Below are 15,222 nucleotides of genomic sequence, written 5' to 3'. Positions count from 1 at the left end.
AGCGGAGGGGCGTTTTTGGTGTTGGGGTACGCCGGTTGTTTCTCTTTCATCACCACGTAATCAGGGGCGCGTGAACCAGCCCGCCGATGAGCATGTACACGCCGGCGGCCACGGCGGCGAAGCCGATGATCAGGAAGACGGCCCGTTTGTAGACCGGAGCCTCCCCCACGATCATCTGGTCCAGCTTGCCGGATTCCTTCAGCCGGGCCAACCAGGCCGGACGTTCGTGCGCGGCGACGCGCAGGTCCGCGCTGCCCTGGAAGATGGTCCGGTCCATGGGGAAGTTGCTGCGCCGCAGATGGGCGATGAAGAAGTGGATGACGAAGATATGGGCCATGGCCAGGATGGCCTCGATGCGGTGCACCCAGAAGGCCACGTTCAGCCCCCAGCCGGGCATGTAGTTGCTGGACGCCAGGGGATAGGCCAGGAGCAGGCCGGTCCCGCCCAGGATGACCATACCCCAGAAAACAGCCCAATAGTCGAATTTTTCCCAGTATCCCCAGCGATCCAACGGCGGATGCCTGGAAAGACCGAGAATCCAGCCCACGTGCTGCCCGGCCTGCTTCAGGTCGGCGAACCGGGGCAGCAGGGAATCCGGCCCGAACAGGCCGGTTCGGTTGATGACCATGTTGAGCAGTGCATAGAGGACATGGACCACGAACGCGCAGACCATGAAGATGCCCACGTAGATGTGCACGGTCAGGGAGGCCTCGAATCCGCCGAAAATATTCCCGAGACCCTGCCCCCAGGCCGTCTCGTGGTACATCCTGGCCAGCCCGGTGGCGGACTGGACCAGGAAGGTGACCATGAGCACCAAGTGAAACAATCGTTGCGTCGCGGTGAACCGCTTGATCCGGATTTTGGCGTTAGTGCTGCTCTCAGTGCTGCTCATCGTCGGACCTCGCTTTCTTGATGAACAGTTCCCGCACGCCCCACAAGAAGGTGTGCGGCAGGAACAGGGCAAAGGTGCCCACGGCCACGGCGATCATGATCCAGAAGGCATAAAACAGCAGCGGAAGAACGTCCGCGGTGCTGATCATGGCCGGATTGGGCTCGTGCACCTTGTACAGGGCAAAGGAGGCGGAGGCTCCTTCGTGGCATTTGGCGCAGACGTGGGTATGCTGGCGAATGTTGTTCAACCGGGAAAAAAAGTGGTTGCTGCTGGCGATGGGCTCCTCGCCGTGGCACTGGCGACAGGTGATGCCGTGCCGGACGTAGTGGCGGTTGTTGCGCGCCTCCTCGACATGGCAGGACACGCAGCGGCGTTGTTCGTAAAACCGCAGCCCCTGGTGCGCGTCGTTCAGAAACATCCGGTTCAAGGCCCGGCTTTCCTCTTCGTCGATCCTGCTGAGGCCTCGGCCCTGAACTTCCCCGACGGCGTCGACCCGGCCCATGGACCGGGGTCGGACTTCGTACTCCTCGTAAACGCCCGTACTCATTTCCGTGCTGCGATAGCGGTAGTACCGGGAGGCCATCTCCTCCTGCCCGAACACCGGTTCGGGCAGGAGCAGCATCAGAATGAAGAGCAGGGGCGTCGCTTTTTTGATGATCATGACATCCCCCTTGTTGGTTTGAATCTCCCCTGAACATTATTCCGGGCTGGCCACGGGAGCGGTTCCGGGACGTTCCGTGAATGTATCGTACGTTACCGCGGGAATCATCATTCCTTGGGGCTGTGGCAACTGGGTCAGGATTTCATACTTACGCTGCAACTCGGCCAGATCGTCGTCCTTGTGATAGTGGCAAATCTGACAGGAATTGGGCAGGTTCGGGTCGTCAATGGTGTCCATGGGCGCCCTGGCGTTGAAGGTGTGGCTGCGGATGTCGTTGGGCTCGGCCGTGCTGGCGATGCGCGGCATGTGACAGCCCAGGCAGTTGGCGAAGGAATGGATGGAATGGGCCCGATTGGCGTTAACCATGGTATGGCAGCTCAGACACTGGCTGGACCCGGCTTCCTTGGTCTGGAACCTGGTGGGGGAAATACCCAGACGGTGTACGGAGTGACAGGAGGTGCAGGTCACGCCCTGCACGGCATGCTCGGACTGCATCCAGTCTATATACTGCTGGTGGTGTGAGCGGGAAGCGTAGTCCGGGTAAAGACGCCGCATGTCCGCCTTGTCGTAGGAGCTTTCATAAATCGGCTCCATGACCATGCCCGGGGTGAACCCCACGGGCCAGCCGGCTTCAGGGTACGTTTCATGCTTGGCATTGCCACGGGTGTGGCAGGAGCCGCAGATCTGCACGGCGATGCCCGCGGTGAGCTTGGCCGGGTTGATGATGGTTTCCCGTTTCTCGAACAAAGCAGTGCGTGGAAGAGCCGTATGTTGCGAGCCGGGGCCGTGGCAGGCCTCGCAGCCGATGGATGTCTCGGCGAACGTGTAGTTGTCCAGGTCCACGCCCGTGGCGTGGCAACCGCCGCAGCGCACCAGCCAGTCCCGCTTGTCCCAGGCGTCGTCGTAATAGTTGACCCAGCGTTTGGTGGCGATATTGTACTGGACCGGCGCCACATGATATTTGCCGTCTTTCTGGACGATGTAGCGTTGTTTCCACTGCGTGCCGATGGTGTAGAGGATTTCATCCTTGGTCGGGATGTAGACGTCCTCCACCGGAACCTTGAGCCGGTCCTTGACCTTTTCCAGGTCGGCCCGGATCAGGTCGGGGTTCATATCCGCCAGGATGGCGTAAGGGTTCTCCCGCACGTCGATGAGCATCCGACTGTGCAGGGTCATTCTCCAGGAGTCGTAGTGTTCCAGGTGACAGTTGCGACAGGTGTCCGATCCGACGAATTCCTTGGGCTGGGCCTTGACCTCGCGAACATCCACGGCCTGCTCCCTGCCGCAGGCGAAAAGCCCCACGGCCGCTATCCAAAAACCCGCCATAACCAGTACGGTAATCTTGCGCTTCATGCCGACCTCCTTGATAAGGATGTTGGGGTGGAACTGATAATTGACCGCAGCCGTGCGCCTGGGCGTGAAAAGCATACCAACTCAATAGCATGTAGGTTGGTCTTGTCTGTAGGGGAATCTCCTAATTCTAGACGAAGAAAATCCCGGGAGACGGGAAAAAATCCCGGACGGAAATTGCGATTATGTTTGTTCGTAACTACCGGTTCATCCGAGTATAAGCGTCCAGGATATCCGCCTTCGCGGGTACGACTGATTCAGGCAACAGGGAAAAAAACTCATTCCCGCGAAGGCGGGAATCCAGCATCGGGATGAGGCTCTACCCAGGATGTGCTGAATAGTTCCTTCATCTATGAATCAATCCATCAATTTAAGTCAACCGCGAGTTGAAATCCATTTCGCTCCAGCCCTTGACCGTATCGTTTCCAGTCAATATATCAATATCTGTTTATATGCTTATTTCTCGTTGAGGTCATGATGACGAAGCCTGCCTGCATTCCCCGAGAGCAACTCGCCGACGCGGCCTTTCTGTCCAAGGTGCTGTCCGACGCCAACCGGCTGCGGATTTTGTGTCACCTGGGTCAAGGAGAGCAGTCCGTGAACCAGATCGCCGAGGTCCTGGACCTTTCCCAACCCCTGGTCTCGCATCACCTGAAGGAACTCAAGCGGGCCCTGCTGGTCCGGGTGGAGCGGCGCGGGCCCTTCATCTTCTACACCCTGGCTTCCGAGGAAATCCTGTTCATCCTGCGGACCTTGAGCGCGTTGGCCCAGGCTCTGCTTGCCGAGAAAAAATCCTTTTGACCACGGAGACAAGCGACAATGAACAACTTTCGCAACATCCTACGCACCATGCCTCCGGAAGAGGCGGCCCGGGTCGTGGCCGACGCGGCCGCGGAGGTCTTTCCCCTGCTTTCCGACGAACAGCGGCTGACAATCATCGTCGGCATGACCGGGGGGCAAGGCACGGAACAGGGGGAAGACAAGGTCAGCAGCATGGTCCACCTCTGACTGGCCGAATGCATGGACGAAGGTGTCGATCCAACAAAAATGTGCCAAAGCCTTGTGGACAAGGTGGCCCGCTCCCGGCAGCTGATGGCCATCGCTCACCCGGAAATCCTGGTGCTGTTCGAGAACTGGCTGGAAGAGCTGGAGGAGGAAGTGCTGCACATGGCCCGTTCGGGCACTCTGGAAGCGGACCAGGTGGCCGAAGCCGTAGGGCTTTCCCGCTCCGGGGCCGACTTCCTCCTGGCAAAGCTGCGGCATGAAGGCCGGATCAAGTAGGCCGCATTCCAACCCCAAAGGAGGCCGTCATGTCGAAGCGCATCGTACTCGGACTTCTTCTTTTCGTGATCGCCGCCGGAAGCGCCCTGTGGCTGACCAGCCGGGCCGTGACGCCGCAAGACGCCGGCTGGGACGACGTCCTGGCCGAGGCCGAGCGCGGCGGGTACGGCGTGATCACCACGGACGAGCTTTGGGAGCTGTACCAGAGGGACCCGGACCTGCTGCTGGTGGACACCCGCCAGGAATGGGAGTTCGCCCCCGGGCACATGGAAGGGGCCGTGGTCTTTTCCATGGAACCCACCTGGTGGGCCAGATGGAGCAAGAAAGACGACCTGCGGGCCGTCCTGGGCGAGGACAAGGAGCGGACCATCGTCTTTTACTGAGACGGTCTGGCCTGAGTCCGCAGCGACTCGGCGGCCCGGGTGGCCGTCTCCTTGGGTTATGTGAACGTTTATCGCGATCCGTTGGGTTTTCGGGAGTGGGAGGAGAAAGGGTATCCCACGGCAGCCACCCTGCCAGAGTTCGACGACGGCCACGCCGAGGCCCCGTTTGCTCCGGAAGCGCCGGGCCCCTTGTCCGGCTGGGCCATGGTCTGGACCCTGCTGGGCATCTTTTTCGGCGGCATGGCCCTGAATTTGACGCCTTGCGTCTATCCGCTGATTCCCATCACCGTGTCCTATTTCGCCGGGCGGGACGAGCAGGGCAAGGCCGGGCTGATCGCCCACGGGCTGCTGTACATCGGCGGACTGGCCCTGACCAATTCCATCCTGGGCACGGTGGCGGCCATGACCGGGGGCTTGATGGGCGGGCTGCTCCAGAATCCTCTGGTCCTTGGGGTCATCGCCCTGGTTTTGGTGGCCTTTGCCATGAGCCTGTTCGGCTTCTGGGAGCTGCGCATGCCCGCGGCCCTGACCCGGGCCGCGTCCAAATCCCGGGCCGGGTACGTGGGCACCCTGTTCATGGGCCTGACTTTGGGCGTGGTGGCCGCGCCGTGCATCGGGCCGTTCGTCCTGGGTCTGCTGACCTGGGTGGCGACCATGGGCAGCCCCTGGATCGGCTTTCTGGTCTTTTTCACCCTCAGTCTTGGTCTGGGCATCCCGCTGTTCGTGCTGGCCGTGTTTTCCGGCAACCTCCAGCGTTTGCCCCGCTCCGGGGAATGGATGATCTGGGTGCGCAAGCTGATGGGCTGGGTCCTGGTGGGCATGGCCGCCTATTTCGTCCGCCCGCTGCTGGGCGAGCCCTGGGGCCTGTTCCTGATGGTCGGGGTGGCCATGGCCGCGGCCGTGCATCTGGCCTGGGTGGACCGCTCCACGGCTACCTTTCGAGCTTTCCCCTGGATCAAGAACGGCGTGGGCCTGGCCGGGCTGCTTCTGGCCGTGCTCCTGGTGGGTTCCTGGGCCGTACGCGGCGCCGGGGTGGAGTGGCAGCCCTATTCCGAAAGACTGCTGGAACAGGCCCGGGAACAGGACAAGCCGGTCATCATCGACTTCTCCGCCACCTGGTGCGCGCCGTGTCGGGAGCTGGAAGCCGTGACCTTCCACCATCCGGACGTGGTCGAACGCGCTCGGAACATGGTCATGATCAAGATCGACGTGACCCGGGGCGGCAATCCGCTGCATGAGCGGCTGTTGCGCGAGTACCGGGTCCGCGGCGTGCCGACCATCGTCTTTCTCGACGCCCGGGGCCGAGAGCGCCCGGACCTGCGGCTGGTGGACTTTCTCGCCCCTGAGGCTTTCGCAGGGCGCATGGATCAACTGCTCAACACCGATTCACGGGAGGAATGATCATGGTCAAGGTGCGTTTTTTTCTGAATGAACCCCGGGGCAAGACCTGACAGCACTATCTGTCCGTGCTGCCCAGGTTGGGCCGGCTTAACGGCGTGGAAACGGAGATCGTCTCCAAACCCCGCGAGGAGTTTCACACCGAGGCGTACAAAAGTCTCGGCCTGCCGGTGGCTCCCGGAATCATGATCAACGACCACGTGCTCATCAGCGGCGGTTTTATGGAGGAAGGTCAGATTTTCGCGGCGGTGCGGGATCAATTGGACGCGGACCCCACAATCCAAGGAGGCCATTGAATGGTCCTGGTACGGTTTTTTCTGAACGAACCACGAGGCAAACCTTGAAAGCATTTCCTGAAAATCTCGCCCGGTCTGGGCGAGAAATACGCCATTGAGGTGGAGACCATTTCCAAGCCCATCGCGGAGTACTCCACTGACGAGTATTTTGCCTTGGATCTGCCCGTGGCGCCGGCTGTAATGGTCAACGACGAGATCGTGGTCGAGGGCAAGGACGTGGATGAGCACGAGCTGGAGTGTTGCATCTGCCGACACCTGGGCCTGCCGGAACCGGAAAAGGTGAAAAAAGGCTTCCTGAGCCGCATTTTCTCCTGACCGGCGGTTCGGAGAAAGGCCATCAACCGGGCATCGCGGAGAAGCGCATGGAACACGAACACTGGTGGCGTTTGGCGTTTTTCGCGGGCGCTTTGCTGCTCTTCGGGATCGCCGAGCACCTCTTTCCTCGTCGGCGAACGCCTCCCCAACGGATGATCCGCTGGGTGGGCAACCTCGGCCTGGTCGCGGGCTCCTTGCTGCTGCTGCGCATCCTGTTTCCGGTCCTGCCCGTGGGGCTGGCCCTGCTGGCGACGGAGCGGGGCTGGGGGCTGCTGAACAACGTGCCCCTCCCCTATCCCGGGCAGTTCATCGCGGGCCTGCTGCTGCTTGACCTGGTCATCTATTTCCAGCACCGGGCCTTGCACTATTGGATACCCCTGTGGCGCATCCATAGAGTGCACCACGCGGACACGGTCTTCGACCTGACCACCGGGGTGCGCTTTCACCCCCTGGAATACATCCTGTCCATGGGCATCAAGTTGCTGGTTGTACTTGTCCTGGGGCCACCGGCCCTGGCGGTGATCGTCTTTGAAATCATGCTTAACGGCGTCTCCATGTTCAATCACTCCAACATCCGTCTGCCCCTGGCCGCGGACGCCCGGCTGCGGCGGCTGGTGGTCACGCCGGACATGCACCGAGTTCACCACTCCACGAACATGAAGGAAGCGAACAGGAACTTCGGGTTCAACTTCCCCTGGTGGGACCGCCTGTTTCGAACCTACCAGGACCAGCCCGCCCAGGGCCACGAACACATGCCCATCGGCCTGAACATTTTCCGCGACGCGAACTTCCAAAAACTCCGCAAGCTGCTGCTCATGCCGTTTGTGTGAGGGCCGGCCGGCTCCAGTCTGTCCATCCGTGGCGCTGCATTACAGGGCCGTTCCCTTTGCCAGGCTGATCAGCAAGCCGCCCAGTGCGGAGATGATCACCACGGCCCAGGACGGGGCTTTCCACTTTTCCAGCAGCACGAACCCCGTCAGGGCCAGGGCGAATTCATACGGCCCGAGAATGGCGCTGGTCCAGACCGGGTGGTACAGGGCCGCCCCGAGAATGCCGACCACAGCGGCGTTGGCCCCGCGCATCAGGGCCTGCGCGCCCTCGACGCGGCAGAAGTCGTTCCAGAACGGCAGCACGGCCACCAGGAGCAGAAAACCCGGCGCGAAAACCGCGACCAGGGCGAGCAGGGCTCCGAGCAGGCCGTTGGGGGCCGGTTCGACCACCGCGCCGAGATAGGCCGCGAAGGTGAACAGCGGTCCGGGCACGGCCTGGGCCGCGCCGTAGCCCGCTAGGAATTGATCCGGCGTGACCCAGCCGGGCTGCACCACTCCGGCTTCCAGAAGCGGCAGGACCACGTGGCCGCCGCCAAAGACCAGGGCCCCGGCCCGGTAGAAGGAATCGACCAGGGCCGGCCCCTGGGCCGAGGTGAGTGTTGTCAGCAACGGAAGTCCCAGCAGCAGGAGCAGGAAAAGCGCCAGGGAAACAAAGCCGGCGGCCCGGGAAACCGGAAAATGGGCCCGCTCCGCGCAGTGGTCCGCCTTGGCCCGGCACAACCACAATCCGGCCAGGGCCCCGACGATGATGGCGGCGACCTGGCCCAGGGCCCCGCCCGTGAAGACGATGATCAGCACGGCCCCCAGGGCGATCCCGGCCCGTTCCCGATCCGGACAGAGGTTTTTGGCCATGCCCCAGACCGCATGGGCCACGATGGCCACGGCCACGATCTTCAGCCCGTGAATCACGCCCATGCCGATGGGCCCGCCCATGACCGCGGCCCCGTAGGCGAAGAGCACCAGGATCACGGCCGAGGGCAGGGTGAAGGCCAGCCAGGCCGCGGCGGCCCCCAACGGCCCTGCCCGCATCAGCCCCAGGGCGAACCCGACCTGGCTGCTGGCCGGGCCGGGCAGGAACTGGCACATGGCCACCAGATCGGCGTAGCTCGACTCGTTCAGCCACTTCCGCCGAGCCACGAACTCCGTCCGGAAATAACCCAGATGGGCGATGGGACCGCCGAAGGAGGTCAGGCCTAAAGCAAGAAAGGCCTTGAAAACCTCCCAAATTCGCCGGGTGTTCGTTGGATGGTCATCCATTGGTCAACTCCTGATGAGAGTTCGGTGTGTCCTTGATGCTCAGAGGAAAAACTTGAAAGCCGCTCCTGGGGGAATCGGTTCCGCGTCACACCAACTGGTCCTGCTTGTTGAAAAACGTGCGGCAGCCCAGCTGCAGCATGGTGATGATGGTCAGGGCCACGGCGCCGAGGATGCCGAGCATGATGGCGATCTGGTAGGCAATGGCCGTGGTCGGGACGGTGCCGGAGAGGATCTGGCCGGTCATCATTCCCGGCAGAAAAACGATGCCCATGCCGACCATGGAGTTGATGGTCGGCATGATGGCCGAGTCAAAGGCCCCGTTGACGATCCCTCGGGTGGCGGCTTTGGGCGTGGCGCCGAGAATCAGGGCTTCCTCCACCAGGTGCTTGCGGGTGGTCATGCCCTCCAGCAGCGACTTCACGCCCAGGGAGATGCCGGTCATGGAATTGCCGATGATCATCCCGGCGATGGGTATGAAGTACCTGGGTTCGTACCAGGGCGTGACGCGGACCACCACCAGCAGGAAATAGACGATGCAGGTCAGGGTGCCGAAGCACATGGCAAAGGCGATGACCTTGCGCAGGGGATTGGTCAGCCTGTCCCGGAATTTCCGGAATATTGTGTGGATCGCGAACGCTTCCATGACCACGATGATCAGGCCGGTGACGTACGGGCTCGGATTGTCGAACACGTAGACCAGCACGTACCCGACCAGGACCAGTTGCAGCGTCATGCGCAACGAGGACAGTACGATTTCCTTCTCGCGGCCGATGCCCCGGAAACGGACGATGGCCAGGACGATAAGCACGAAGATGTAGGCCAGGCCGACCTGGAGCATGGTCAGATCAATGACGTCGTTCATGGACGAGCCTCCTCTCGACGCACTTTCCCCCCGGACATCTCGATGATCGTGTCCGAGTACTTCCGGGCCATGGCCTTGGAATGGGTGACCATGATGATGGTCTTGCCCGCTGCCCGGACATGGGCGGTGAGCATGTCGAAGATCAGTTGTTCGGTTTCCTCGTCCAGGGCCGAGGAGGGCTCGTCCAGCAGATAGACCCGGGGTTCCAGCAGGAGCACCCGGGCCAGGGCCAGCCGCTGGCGCTCCCCGCCGGAAAGCTTGTCTGCCGCCTCGTCCAGGGGCTTGGCCAGGCGGACCTGCTCCAATAATCTTTTCAGATCACCGTCGCCGGGCGGTTCCTTTTCCTGAAACCGCGACCCGGCCCGCAGATTGTCCCCCAGCGTGCCCTCGAAGATCGCCGGACTCTGGGAAAGCATGACCACGTCGCGACGGTGGCGGACCGAGTCCCTTTGAGTCAGGTCCTCGCCCTGGAACAGGATACGTCCGCGGGTGGGCGAGATCATCTTGTTCAGCAGGCGCAACACCGTGGTCTTGCCGCTGCCGCTGGCCCCCACCAGGGAGGTGACCTGTTCCGTGCCGAGCACCAGGTGCGGCAGGTCCAGAATGTTGTCATAGTGCACGTCGATGAATTCAAACAACCGTTGATCTCCCTAACCGGTTTTCGGAGCGCCTTGTTTCCGAACTTCCGCATGCTCCGGCATGGTTTCGCCCACAAGCTCCCGCAGCCGTTCCTTGGCCACGGCCAAACCCTCCAGCCCCTTTGCCGTGGCCCGGTAGAACTTGCGCGTCACCTTCCCGTTCTTTTCCGTGCGGGAGACCAGGTACCCCTTGCGTTCCATGGCGTGCAGCATCGGGTACAGGGTCCCCGGACTCAGCCGATACCCGTGCTCGGCCAGCTCGTCGATCATCCACTGCCCGTAAATTTCCTGCTCCGCGGCGTGGTGCAGCACGTGCAGCCGGACCAGCCCGGAGAGCAGGTCGTGGTGTTCCAACATTTTGGTGGAGCTTTCTCGGGGCATGGCAGACCGCCTTTATTCGATATCGAAATTCGATATAATGTTTCCCGGCCTGCTGCGCAAGCGCCGACATCGACTCTCGGGAGATTTATTTGCAGCTACAACCAGTGTCTGCGCTTGAAATACAGCAGCATGGTCACGGCCACGCCCAGCATGAACAGCAGGATCAAGGGATAGCCCCATGGCCAGCGCAGTTCGGGCATGAATTCGAAATTCATGCCGTAGACTCCGGCGATGAAGGTCAGGGGGATGAAGATCGTGGCGATCAGGGTGAGCACCTTGATGGTCTCGTTCATGCGCTGGCTGTTTCGGGAGAGGTGCAGTTCCAAAAGGCTGGACGCCAGGTCCCGGAGGCTTTCCACGATGTCCATGGCCTGAACGGCGTGGTCGTGAACGTCGCGTAAAAAGACGCGGGTCTCGGGCTTGATCAGGGCGGAGTCGTCGCGGATCAGGCCGGCGAGGGCCTCCCGGAGCGGCCAGATGATCCGGCGCAAAAGGATCGCCTCCCGTCGCAGGCGGTGGAAACGATGCAGGTCGCTCGGCCCGGGGGCGGACAGCAGGGCTTCCTCCAGGCGTTCCAATTCCGTGCTGATGGTTTCCAGGACCAGAAAGTAATTGTCCACCACGGCGTCCAGCAGGGCATAGGCCAGATAGTCGGGACCACTCTGGCGGATGCGACCTTTGCCGATGGTGATGCGCCGGCGTATCGCATCGAAAACGTCCCCTTCCGATTCCTGGAACGACAGCAGAAAGGCATCGCCCAGGATCAGGCTGAGCTGTTCGACACGGAAGGAGTCACGGGCTGGTTCGGGAACCAGCATCTTGACGACGATAAACAGGAAGTCGTCGTGGATCTCCAGTTTGGGCCGGTGATCGGTGTTCAGGATATCTTCCAGAACCAGGGCGGACAGGTTGAATTCGCGACCCAGGGTTGTGACCACGTCAACTTGGTGCAGGCCGTCCACGTTGATCCACGTGACCCCCTGCCCAATGGATGGGAAAATGCCCTCGGCGCTGTCGCGGGGAGGCCAGGTCCGCACCTCCGCCGCGTTGTACGTCACCACCCGCAAAGAAGTCTTGTCGGCCATTCGCTCCCCCACATGCACCATGGTACCCGGAGCGGCCCCGACCTTGGCCTGTCGACTCTTCATGAATTTGCTTCTCATCCGTTTTCACCAATCCTTCGCCTGGCACGTCCACAAGGAAGAAAGCAACGCGGCGGCAGCTTTGCTTGAACCGTTCCGCCGTCACTCTTGCGCCAACCGGCATCCTTCAAGAGCGCTGCGAGCCAGGCCCGTCCCGGCCTGTTCGTACATGTTGAAGGCCGTGCAGACGCCGATGGCGGACAGTTCTTCCACTTCCTCCGGGAACCGGGCAATGGCCGCGACTTGGCAGTTGAAGCCCAGGTTGCGCAGCTGTTGCGCCGCGTAGATGTTGCCTTGGTGGTTGGGCATGGCCAGGATGACCAACTCCAGTTGGATGTCCTTGCGCAGTTTCAGCCAGAACTCGGTGTCGCAGGCATCGCCCAGGATCACGTTGCGGCCCTGCCCGCGGTTGAAGTCCACCCGCTCCGGGGCGTGCTCCACGCCACAGATTTGCTTGCCATAGGTTTTTTGGAGCTCGTCGTATGCTCCGGTGCCGATGCGCCCCATTCCCAGAACCACGGCCTTCACCTCGCCAAGGTCGATGGGTGCGTCGTGAGGGTGGCAATAATCCCGCTCAAATCGACACAGCCAGGTGAACATCCGGCGGTAGACGAACTCGGAATGGGTGCTCAGCGGAGCGGAAATGGCGAAGCTGATGCTTACGGTCATGGCCGTGATCAGCAGCCAGTCCGCGGAGAGCAGCCCCTGGCCCACGGCAATGGCCGCCACGATCAGCCCGAATTCCGAATAGTTGGTCAGGGACAACGAGGCGAAGAGGCTGGAACGCGCCCGCAGGCCGAAGCGGCTGACGATGAAGTGATAGATGCCCGTTTTCACGGGCAGGAGCAGGCAGAGCAGCACGGAGGCGACCAGCATTTCCAGCGTGGGCAAGCCCGTCATGCCGATGGAGAGAAAAAAGCCCACCAGCATCAATTCCTTGAAGCCGAAAAGGGCCTTGGACAGTTCCGAGGCCCGGGGATGCCCGGCGATCAGCACGCCCACCACCAACGCGCCGAGATCCGGCTTCAGGCCGACCAGGGCAAAGCCTTCGGCCCCGACGCCCAGCGCAATAAACAGTCCGCACAGGATGAACAGCTCGCCCCGGCCGGCCATGTCCAGGAGCCGGTAGAGCACCGGTCGCAACAACGGAAGGGCCAGCACGCTCAAGGCCCAGACGCTTGGGACCTTGCCCTCTGAAGCGCTCAGAAAAAGTACGGCGAAGAGGTCCTGCATGATCAGAATCCCGATGGCGATCCGACCGTAAAAGGCCGTCAGATCGCCTTTCTCCTCCAGCACCTTGACCGCGAACACCGTGCTGGAAAAGGACAGGGCGAAACCCAGCACCAAAATCGTCTGCCAGGTCATGTCCATTAGCGGAGTATCCAGCCAGTACTGCCCCAAGAGCAGAACCCCGCACATGAAGGCCGTGGTCAGGAGCATCTGAGCCGTGGCGCCGGCCCAGATCTCGGCCTTGAGCAGACCGCGGACGTCCAGCTTCAGTCCGATGGAAAACAACAACAACGTGATGCCCAGGTCCGCCACCATATCCAGTCCGGCAGGCGGCAGAAGACCGGCCATGTTGTAGGCGAACCCGGCCACGAGGAATCCGACCATGGGCGGCAGCTCCGGGTCAGGGCCAAGCCGAAGACAAAGGCGAAGCTGACTAAAATAATGAGCATTGATTGAACTCCGGAAAGAGAGATAAATGGCGCGAAAAACAGCGACCAAGATGGTCGCGGTAATCCGCGGCGTCCAAATCGCCAAGCGGCTTGTGACAAAACCCCACGCAAACATCAAGAAAGGGTGTCAATGGCCACCGGAGGGGGCAGATTTGTTCGACTCTCACCCGCTATCTGAATCGGTATCGAAATCGAAATCGTGATCGAAATCGAACATCATGTCCAAGAAGATGACGCAATCACGGGGTGATGCACAGCATTTTTCAAGTTTCGATTTCGATCGCGATTTCGATCGCGATTTGGATCGCGATTTGGATCGCGATTTGGATTTCGATTTGGATTTCGATGAGAACAAACTTGCCGTGGAGCCTCCGGAGGGTTTTCTTGCGTGATGGTCCTGCCGGGCGTATGGAGCCCATTTGGAAGGCTTACGAAACGGGCCGGCAATTTCGACAAGGAGCATCCGCCGTATGCGCATTGTGATCATCGGGGCCGGGGAAATCGGCTTTCACGTGGCTCAACGCCTCTCACTGGAGCACAAGGACGTGGTGGTCATCGACAAGAGCCCGGAGGCTCTCAGGCGGATCAACGATCACCTGGACGTGCAGACCATTCTGGGGTCCGGGAGCAGCCCGGTGCTCTTGGAGCAGGCCGGGATTCAGCAGGCCAAGCTGCTGCTGGCGGTCACGGACAGCGATGAAACCAACCTCACGGCCTGTCTGTTCGCCCGGGCCCTGGCCCCGGACTTGACCAAACTGGCCCGGATCCGCAACCAGGAATACCTGCACTACAAATCCACCTTGACCCGGGAAATCCTGAACATCGCTCATGTGATCAATCCGGATCAGGAAGTGGTTCTGGCCCTGGAACGGATGCTGGAGGTTCCCGGGGCCATGGAGGTCAACCCGTTCGCCGGGGGACGGGTCAAGCTGATCGGGGTGCGGGTCTGTCCGGACAGCCCGCTGATCGGCGTGCGGCTGATGGATATCCCGGATCGCTACCGGGACGACCGGTTCATCGTCGCGGCCATTGTCCGCGACGAGAGGTTGCTGATACCCACCGGCCCGGACGCCTTGCGCAGGGAGGACGTGGTCTACTTCATCTGCGCCGGCGACCGGGTCGAGCGCGTCCTGCCTCTGTTTTCCCCTTGCACGACAAAGGTCCGCAACGCCATGATCGTCGGCGGAGGCAGCGTGGGGCTCTTGGCCGCCAAGGCCTTGGAACGCAAAGGCCTGTCCGTCAAGCTCATTGAACGCGACCCGCAACGCTGTGAAAAGCTGGCCGGAGAATTGGACAAGACCATCGTGCTCCACGGCGACGGCTCGGACGGGGACCTGCTTCAGGAGGAAGGCATCCGGGAAACCGACGCCTTCATCGCCCTGACCGGCGGCGAGGAGACCAACGTCCTGCTCTCCCTGCTGGCCAAACGGCTGGGCGCGGCCAAGACCATCACCCGAATCAACAAGTTCGCCTACATTCCCCTGGTCCGGGCCATCGGCCTGGAAAACGTGATCAGTCCCCGGATATCCGCGGTCCACACCATTTACCGCCATGTCCGCCGGGGCAAGGTCATTTCCTCGGTCTTCATCCGCGGCGAAGAAGCCGAGGCCCTGGAAGCCGTGGCCCAAGAAAAGTCGCCCATTGTCCACAAGCCGATCAAGGACCTGCGCTTCCCCAAGGGCGCCTTGATTCTCTGCGTGATCCGCGGCGAAGAGGTGATCATTCCGGACGGGGAAAGCGTGATCCGGCCCGGTGACAGAATCGTGATCCTCTCCACCCGGGCGAACATCTCCAAAGTGGAGCGGGTCCTGGCCGTCAAACTGGAATACATCTGAGGTCGTGATCCGTGGCCTGTGC

Annotated in this window: 17 protein-coding genes; 8 read left to right on the top strand and 9 right to left on the bottom strand. The window is 61.6% G+C overall.

Annotated elements, in window-relative coordinates; translation table 11 throughout:
• Nucleotides 1-49: 49 nt before the first annotated feature.
• Genes DESLA_RS0114325 through DESLA_RS20680 form a run of 3 tightly spaced genes read right to left on the bottom strand, consistent with a single transcriptional unit; the run spans nucleotide 50 to nucleotide 2,906 of the window.
• Entirely contained in the window at nucleotides 50-892 is an 843-nt protein-coding gene (locus tag DESLA_RS0114325; protein WP_035261874.1) for a formate dehydrogenase subunit gamma, read from the bottom strand.
• The gene (locus DESLA_RS20685) at nucleotides 879-1,553 is read right to left on the bottom strand and encodes a hypothetical protein (protein WP_051434711.1); all 675 of its coding nucleotides are present in this window, start codon (nucleotides 1,551-1,553) and stop codon (nucleotides 879-881) included. The genes DESLA_RS0114325 and DESLA_RS20685 overlap by 14 nt, the downstream gene beginning before the upstream one ends.
• Before the next feature lie 36 nt (nucleotides 1,554-1,589).
• A complete protein-coding gene (locus DESLA_RS20680; protein WP_051434902.1) occupies nucleotides 1,590-2,906 on the bottom strand; it encodes a multiheme c-type cytochrome in 1,317 nt (438 codons plus the stop codon).
• A gap of 471 nt (nucleotides 2,907-3,377) precedes the next feature.
• Here DESLA_RS20680 and tsoR point away from each other — a divergent pair, with 471 nt between their 5' ends.
• The 6 genes from tsoR to DESLA_RS0114270 are packed head-to-tail and all read left to right on the top strand — an operon-like array spanning nucleotide 3,378 to nucleotide 7,406.
• On the top strand, nucleotides 3,378-3,704 hold the full coding sequence (tsoR, locus tag DESLA_RS0114305) for an ArsR/SmtB-type metalloregulator TsoR (RefSeq protein ID WP_156932978.1): 327 nt from the start codon (nucleotides 3,378-3,380) through the stop codon (nucleotides 3,702-3,704).
• Between the two features lie 18 nt (nucleotides 3,705-3,722).
• Complete coding sequence (gene tsoA, locus DESLA_RS23610; RefSeq protein WP_334290378.1) at nucleotides 3,723-4,184, top strand: LULAXC motif selenoprotein TsoA; 462 nt, start codon at nucleotides 3,723-3,725, stop codon at nucleotides 4,182-4,184.
• 29 nt (nucleotides 4,185-4,213) lie between these two features.
• Nucleotides 4,214-5,968 carry a rhodanese/DsbD fusion-like selenoprotein TsoB gene (tsoB, locus tag DESLA_RS0114285; RefSeq protein ID WP_332113277.1) on the top strand — a complete coding sequence of 585 codons (1,755 nt, stop codon included), beginning with the start codon at nucleotides 4,214-4,216 and terminating at the stop codon, nucleotides 5,966-5,968.
• A gap of 2 nt (nucleotides 5,969-5,970) precedes the next feature.
• Nucleotides 5,971-6,261 carry an NEPxGxxU motif selenoprotein TsoC gene (tsoC, locus tag DESLA_RS20675; RefSeq protein ID WP_376797690.1) on the top strand — a complete coding sequence of 97 codons (291 nt, stop codon included), beginning with the start codon at nucleotides 5,971-5,973 and terminating at the stop codon, nucleotides 6,259-6,261.
• Nucleotides 6,262-6,318: 57 nt separating this feature from the next.
• Nucleotides 6,319-6,576: an NEPxGxxU motif selenoprotein TsoC gene (gene tsoC / locus DESLA_RS0114275; protein ID WP_337833230.1), complete on the top strand. Its 258-nt coding sequence runs from the start codon at nucleotides 6,319-6,321 to the stop codon at nucleotides 6,574-6,576.
• A gap of 47 nt (nucleotides 6,577-6,623) precedes the next feature.
• A complete protein-coding gene (locus DESLA_RS0114270; RefSeq protein WP_028572989.1) occupies nucleotides 6,624-7,406 on the top strand; it encodes a sterol desaturase family protein in 783 nt (260 codons plus the stop codon).
• Nucleotides 7,407-7,445: 39 nt separating this feature from the next.
• On the opposite strand, the gene chrA is transcribed toward DESLA_RS0114270, so the two are convergent.
• The 6 genes from chrA to DESLA_RS20665 all read right to left on the bottom strand — a co-directional run bounded on the left by chrA (nucleotide 7,446) and on the right by DESLA_RS20665 (nucleotide 13,300).
• The gene (gene chrA, locus DESLA_RS0114265) at nucleotides 7,446-8,663 is read right to left on the bottom strand and encodes a chromate efflux transporter (RefSeq protein ID WP_028572988.1); all 1,218 of its coding nucleotides are present in this window, start codon (nucleotides 8,661-8,663) and stop codon (nucleotides 7,446-7,448) included.
• An 85-nt stretch (nucleotides 8,664-8,748) separates the two neighbouring features.
• Nucleotides 8,749-9,525, bottom strand: a complete 777-nt coding sequence (locus DESLA_RS0114260; protein ID WP_028572987.1) for an ABC transporter permease — start codon at nucleotides 9,523-9,525, stop codon at nucleotides 8,749-8,751.
• Complete coding sequence (locus DESLA_RS0114255; protein WP_028572986.1) at nucleotides 9,522-10,163, bottom strand: ABC transporter ATP-binding protein; 642 nt, start codon at nucleotides 10,161-10,163, stop codon at nucleotides 9,522-9,524. The genes DESLA_RS0114260 and DESLA_RS0114255 overlap by 4 nt, the downstream gene beginning before the upstream one ends.
• A gap of 12 nt (nucleotides 10,164-10,175) precedes the next feature.
• Entirely contained in the window at nucleotides 10,176-10,544 is a 369-nt protein-coding gene (locus DESLA_RS20670; RefSeq protein ID WP_245590069.1) for a PadR family transcriptional regulator, read from the bottom strand.
• A gap of 95 nt (nucleotides 10,545-10,639) precedes the next feature.
• The gene (corA, locus tag DESLA_RS0114245; protein ID WP_211239061.1) at nucleotides 10,640-11,692 is read right to left on the bottom strand and encodes a magnesium/cobalt transporter CorA; all 1,053 of its coding nucleotides are present in this window, start codon (nucleotides 11,690-11,692) and stop codon (nucleotides 10,640-10,642) included.
• Between the two features lie 96 nt (nucleotides 11,693-11,788).
• Nucleotides 11,789-13,300, bottom strand: a complete 1,512-nt coding sequence (locus DESLA_RS20665; RefSeq protein WP_245590068.1) for a cation:proton antiporter family protein — start codon at nucleotides 13,298-13,300, stop codon at nucleotides 11,789-11,791.
• 283 nt (nucleotides 13,301-13,583) lie between these two features.
• On the opposite strand from DESLA_RS20665, the gene DESLA_RS22995 reads away from it, so the two are divergent.
• Together DESLA_RS22995 and trkA are read left to right on the top strand one after the other, a co-directional pair.
• A complete protein-coding gene (locus DESLA_RS22995; protein WP_156932977.1) occupies nucleotides 13,584-13,757 on the top strand; it encodes a hypothetical protein in 174 nt (57 codons plus the stop codon).
• A 78-nt stretch (nucleotides 13,758-13,835) separates the two neighbouring features.
• On the top strand, nucleotides 13,836-15,200 hold the full coding sequence (gene trkA / locus DESLA_RS0114230) for a Trk system potassium transporter TrkA (protein WP_028572984.1): 1,365 nt from the start codon (nucleotides 13,836-13,838) through the stop codon (nucleotides 15,198-15,200).
• The last annotated feature ends 22 nt before the right edge of the window (nucleotides 15,201-15,222 follow it).

Source organism: Desulfonatronum lacustre DSM 10312 (genome assembly GCF_000519265.1).
Lineage (GTDB): Bacteria > Desulfobacterota > Desulfovibrionia > Desulfovibrionales > Desulfonatronaceae > Desulfonatronum > Desulfonatronum lacustre.
The sequence above is the reverse complement of the archived record's forward strand: the minus strand, read 5'-3'. Positions and strand labels throughout refer to the sequence as shown.

Bases quoted from the DNA above. Each gene is read 5' to 3' on its own strand.
- DESLA_RS0114325 (WP_035261874.1), bottom strand. From the start codon at position 892: ATGAGCAGCACTGAGAGCAGCACTAACGCCAAAATCCGGATCAAGCGG.
- DESLA_RS20670 (WP_245590069.1), bottom strand. From the start codon at position 10,544: ATGCCCCGAGAAAGCTCCACCAAAATGTTGGAACACCACGACCTGCTC.
- DESLA_RS0114260 (WP_028572987.1), bottom strand. From the start codon at position 9,525: ATGAACGACGTCATTGATCTGACCATGCTCCAGGTCGGCCTGGCCTAC.
- trkA (WP_028572984.1), top strand. From the start codon at position 13,836: ATGCGCATTGTGATCATCGGGGCCGGGGAAATCGGCTTTCACGTGGCT.
- DESLA_RS20680 (WP_051434902.1), bottom strand. From the start codon at position 2,906: ATGAAGCGCAAGATTACCGTACTGGTTATGGCGGGTTTTTGGATAGCG.
- DESLA_RS0114270 (WP_028572989.1), top strand. From the start codon at position 6,624: ATGGAACACGAACACTGGTGGCGTTTGGCGTTTTTCGCGGGCGCTTTG.
- corA (WP_211239061.1), bottom strand. From the start codon at position 11,692: ATGAAGAGTCGACAGGCCAAGGTCGGGGCCGCTCCGGGTACCATGGTG.
- DESLA_RS20665 (WP_245590068.1), bottom strand. From the start codon at position 13,300: ATGGTCGGATTCCTCGTGGCCGGGTTCGCCTACAACATGGCCGGTCTT.
- chrA (WP_028572988.1), bottom strand. From the start codon at position 8,663: ATGGATGACCATCCAACGAACACCCGGCGAATTTGGGAGGTTTTCAAG.
- DESLA_RS20685 (WP_051434711.1), bottom strand. From the start codon at position 1,553: ATGATCATCAAAAAAGCGACGCCCCTGCTCTTCATTCTGATGCTGCTC.
- tsoR (WP_156932978.1), top strand. From the start codon at position 3,378: ATGATGACGAAGCCTGCCTGCATTCCCCGAGAGCAACTCGCCGACGCG.
- DESLA_RS22995 (WP_156932977.1), top strand. From the start codon at position 13,584: ATGTCCAAGAAGATGACGCAATCACGGGGTGATGCACAGCATTTTTCA.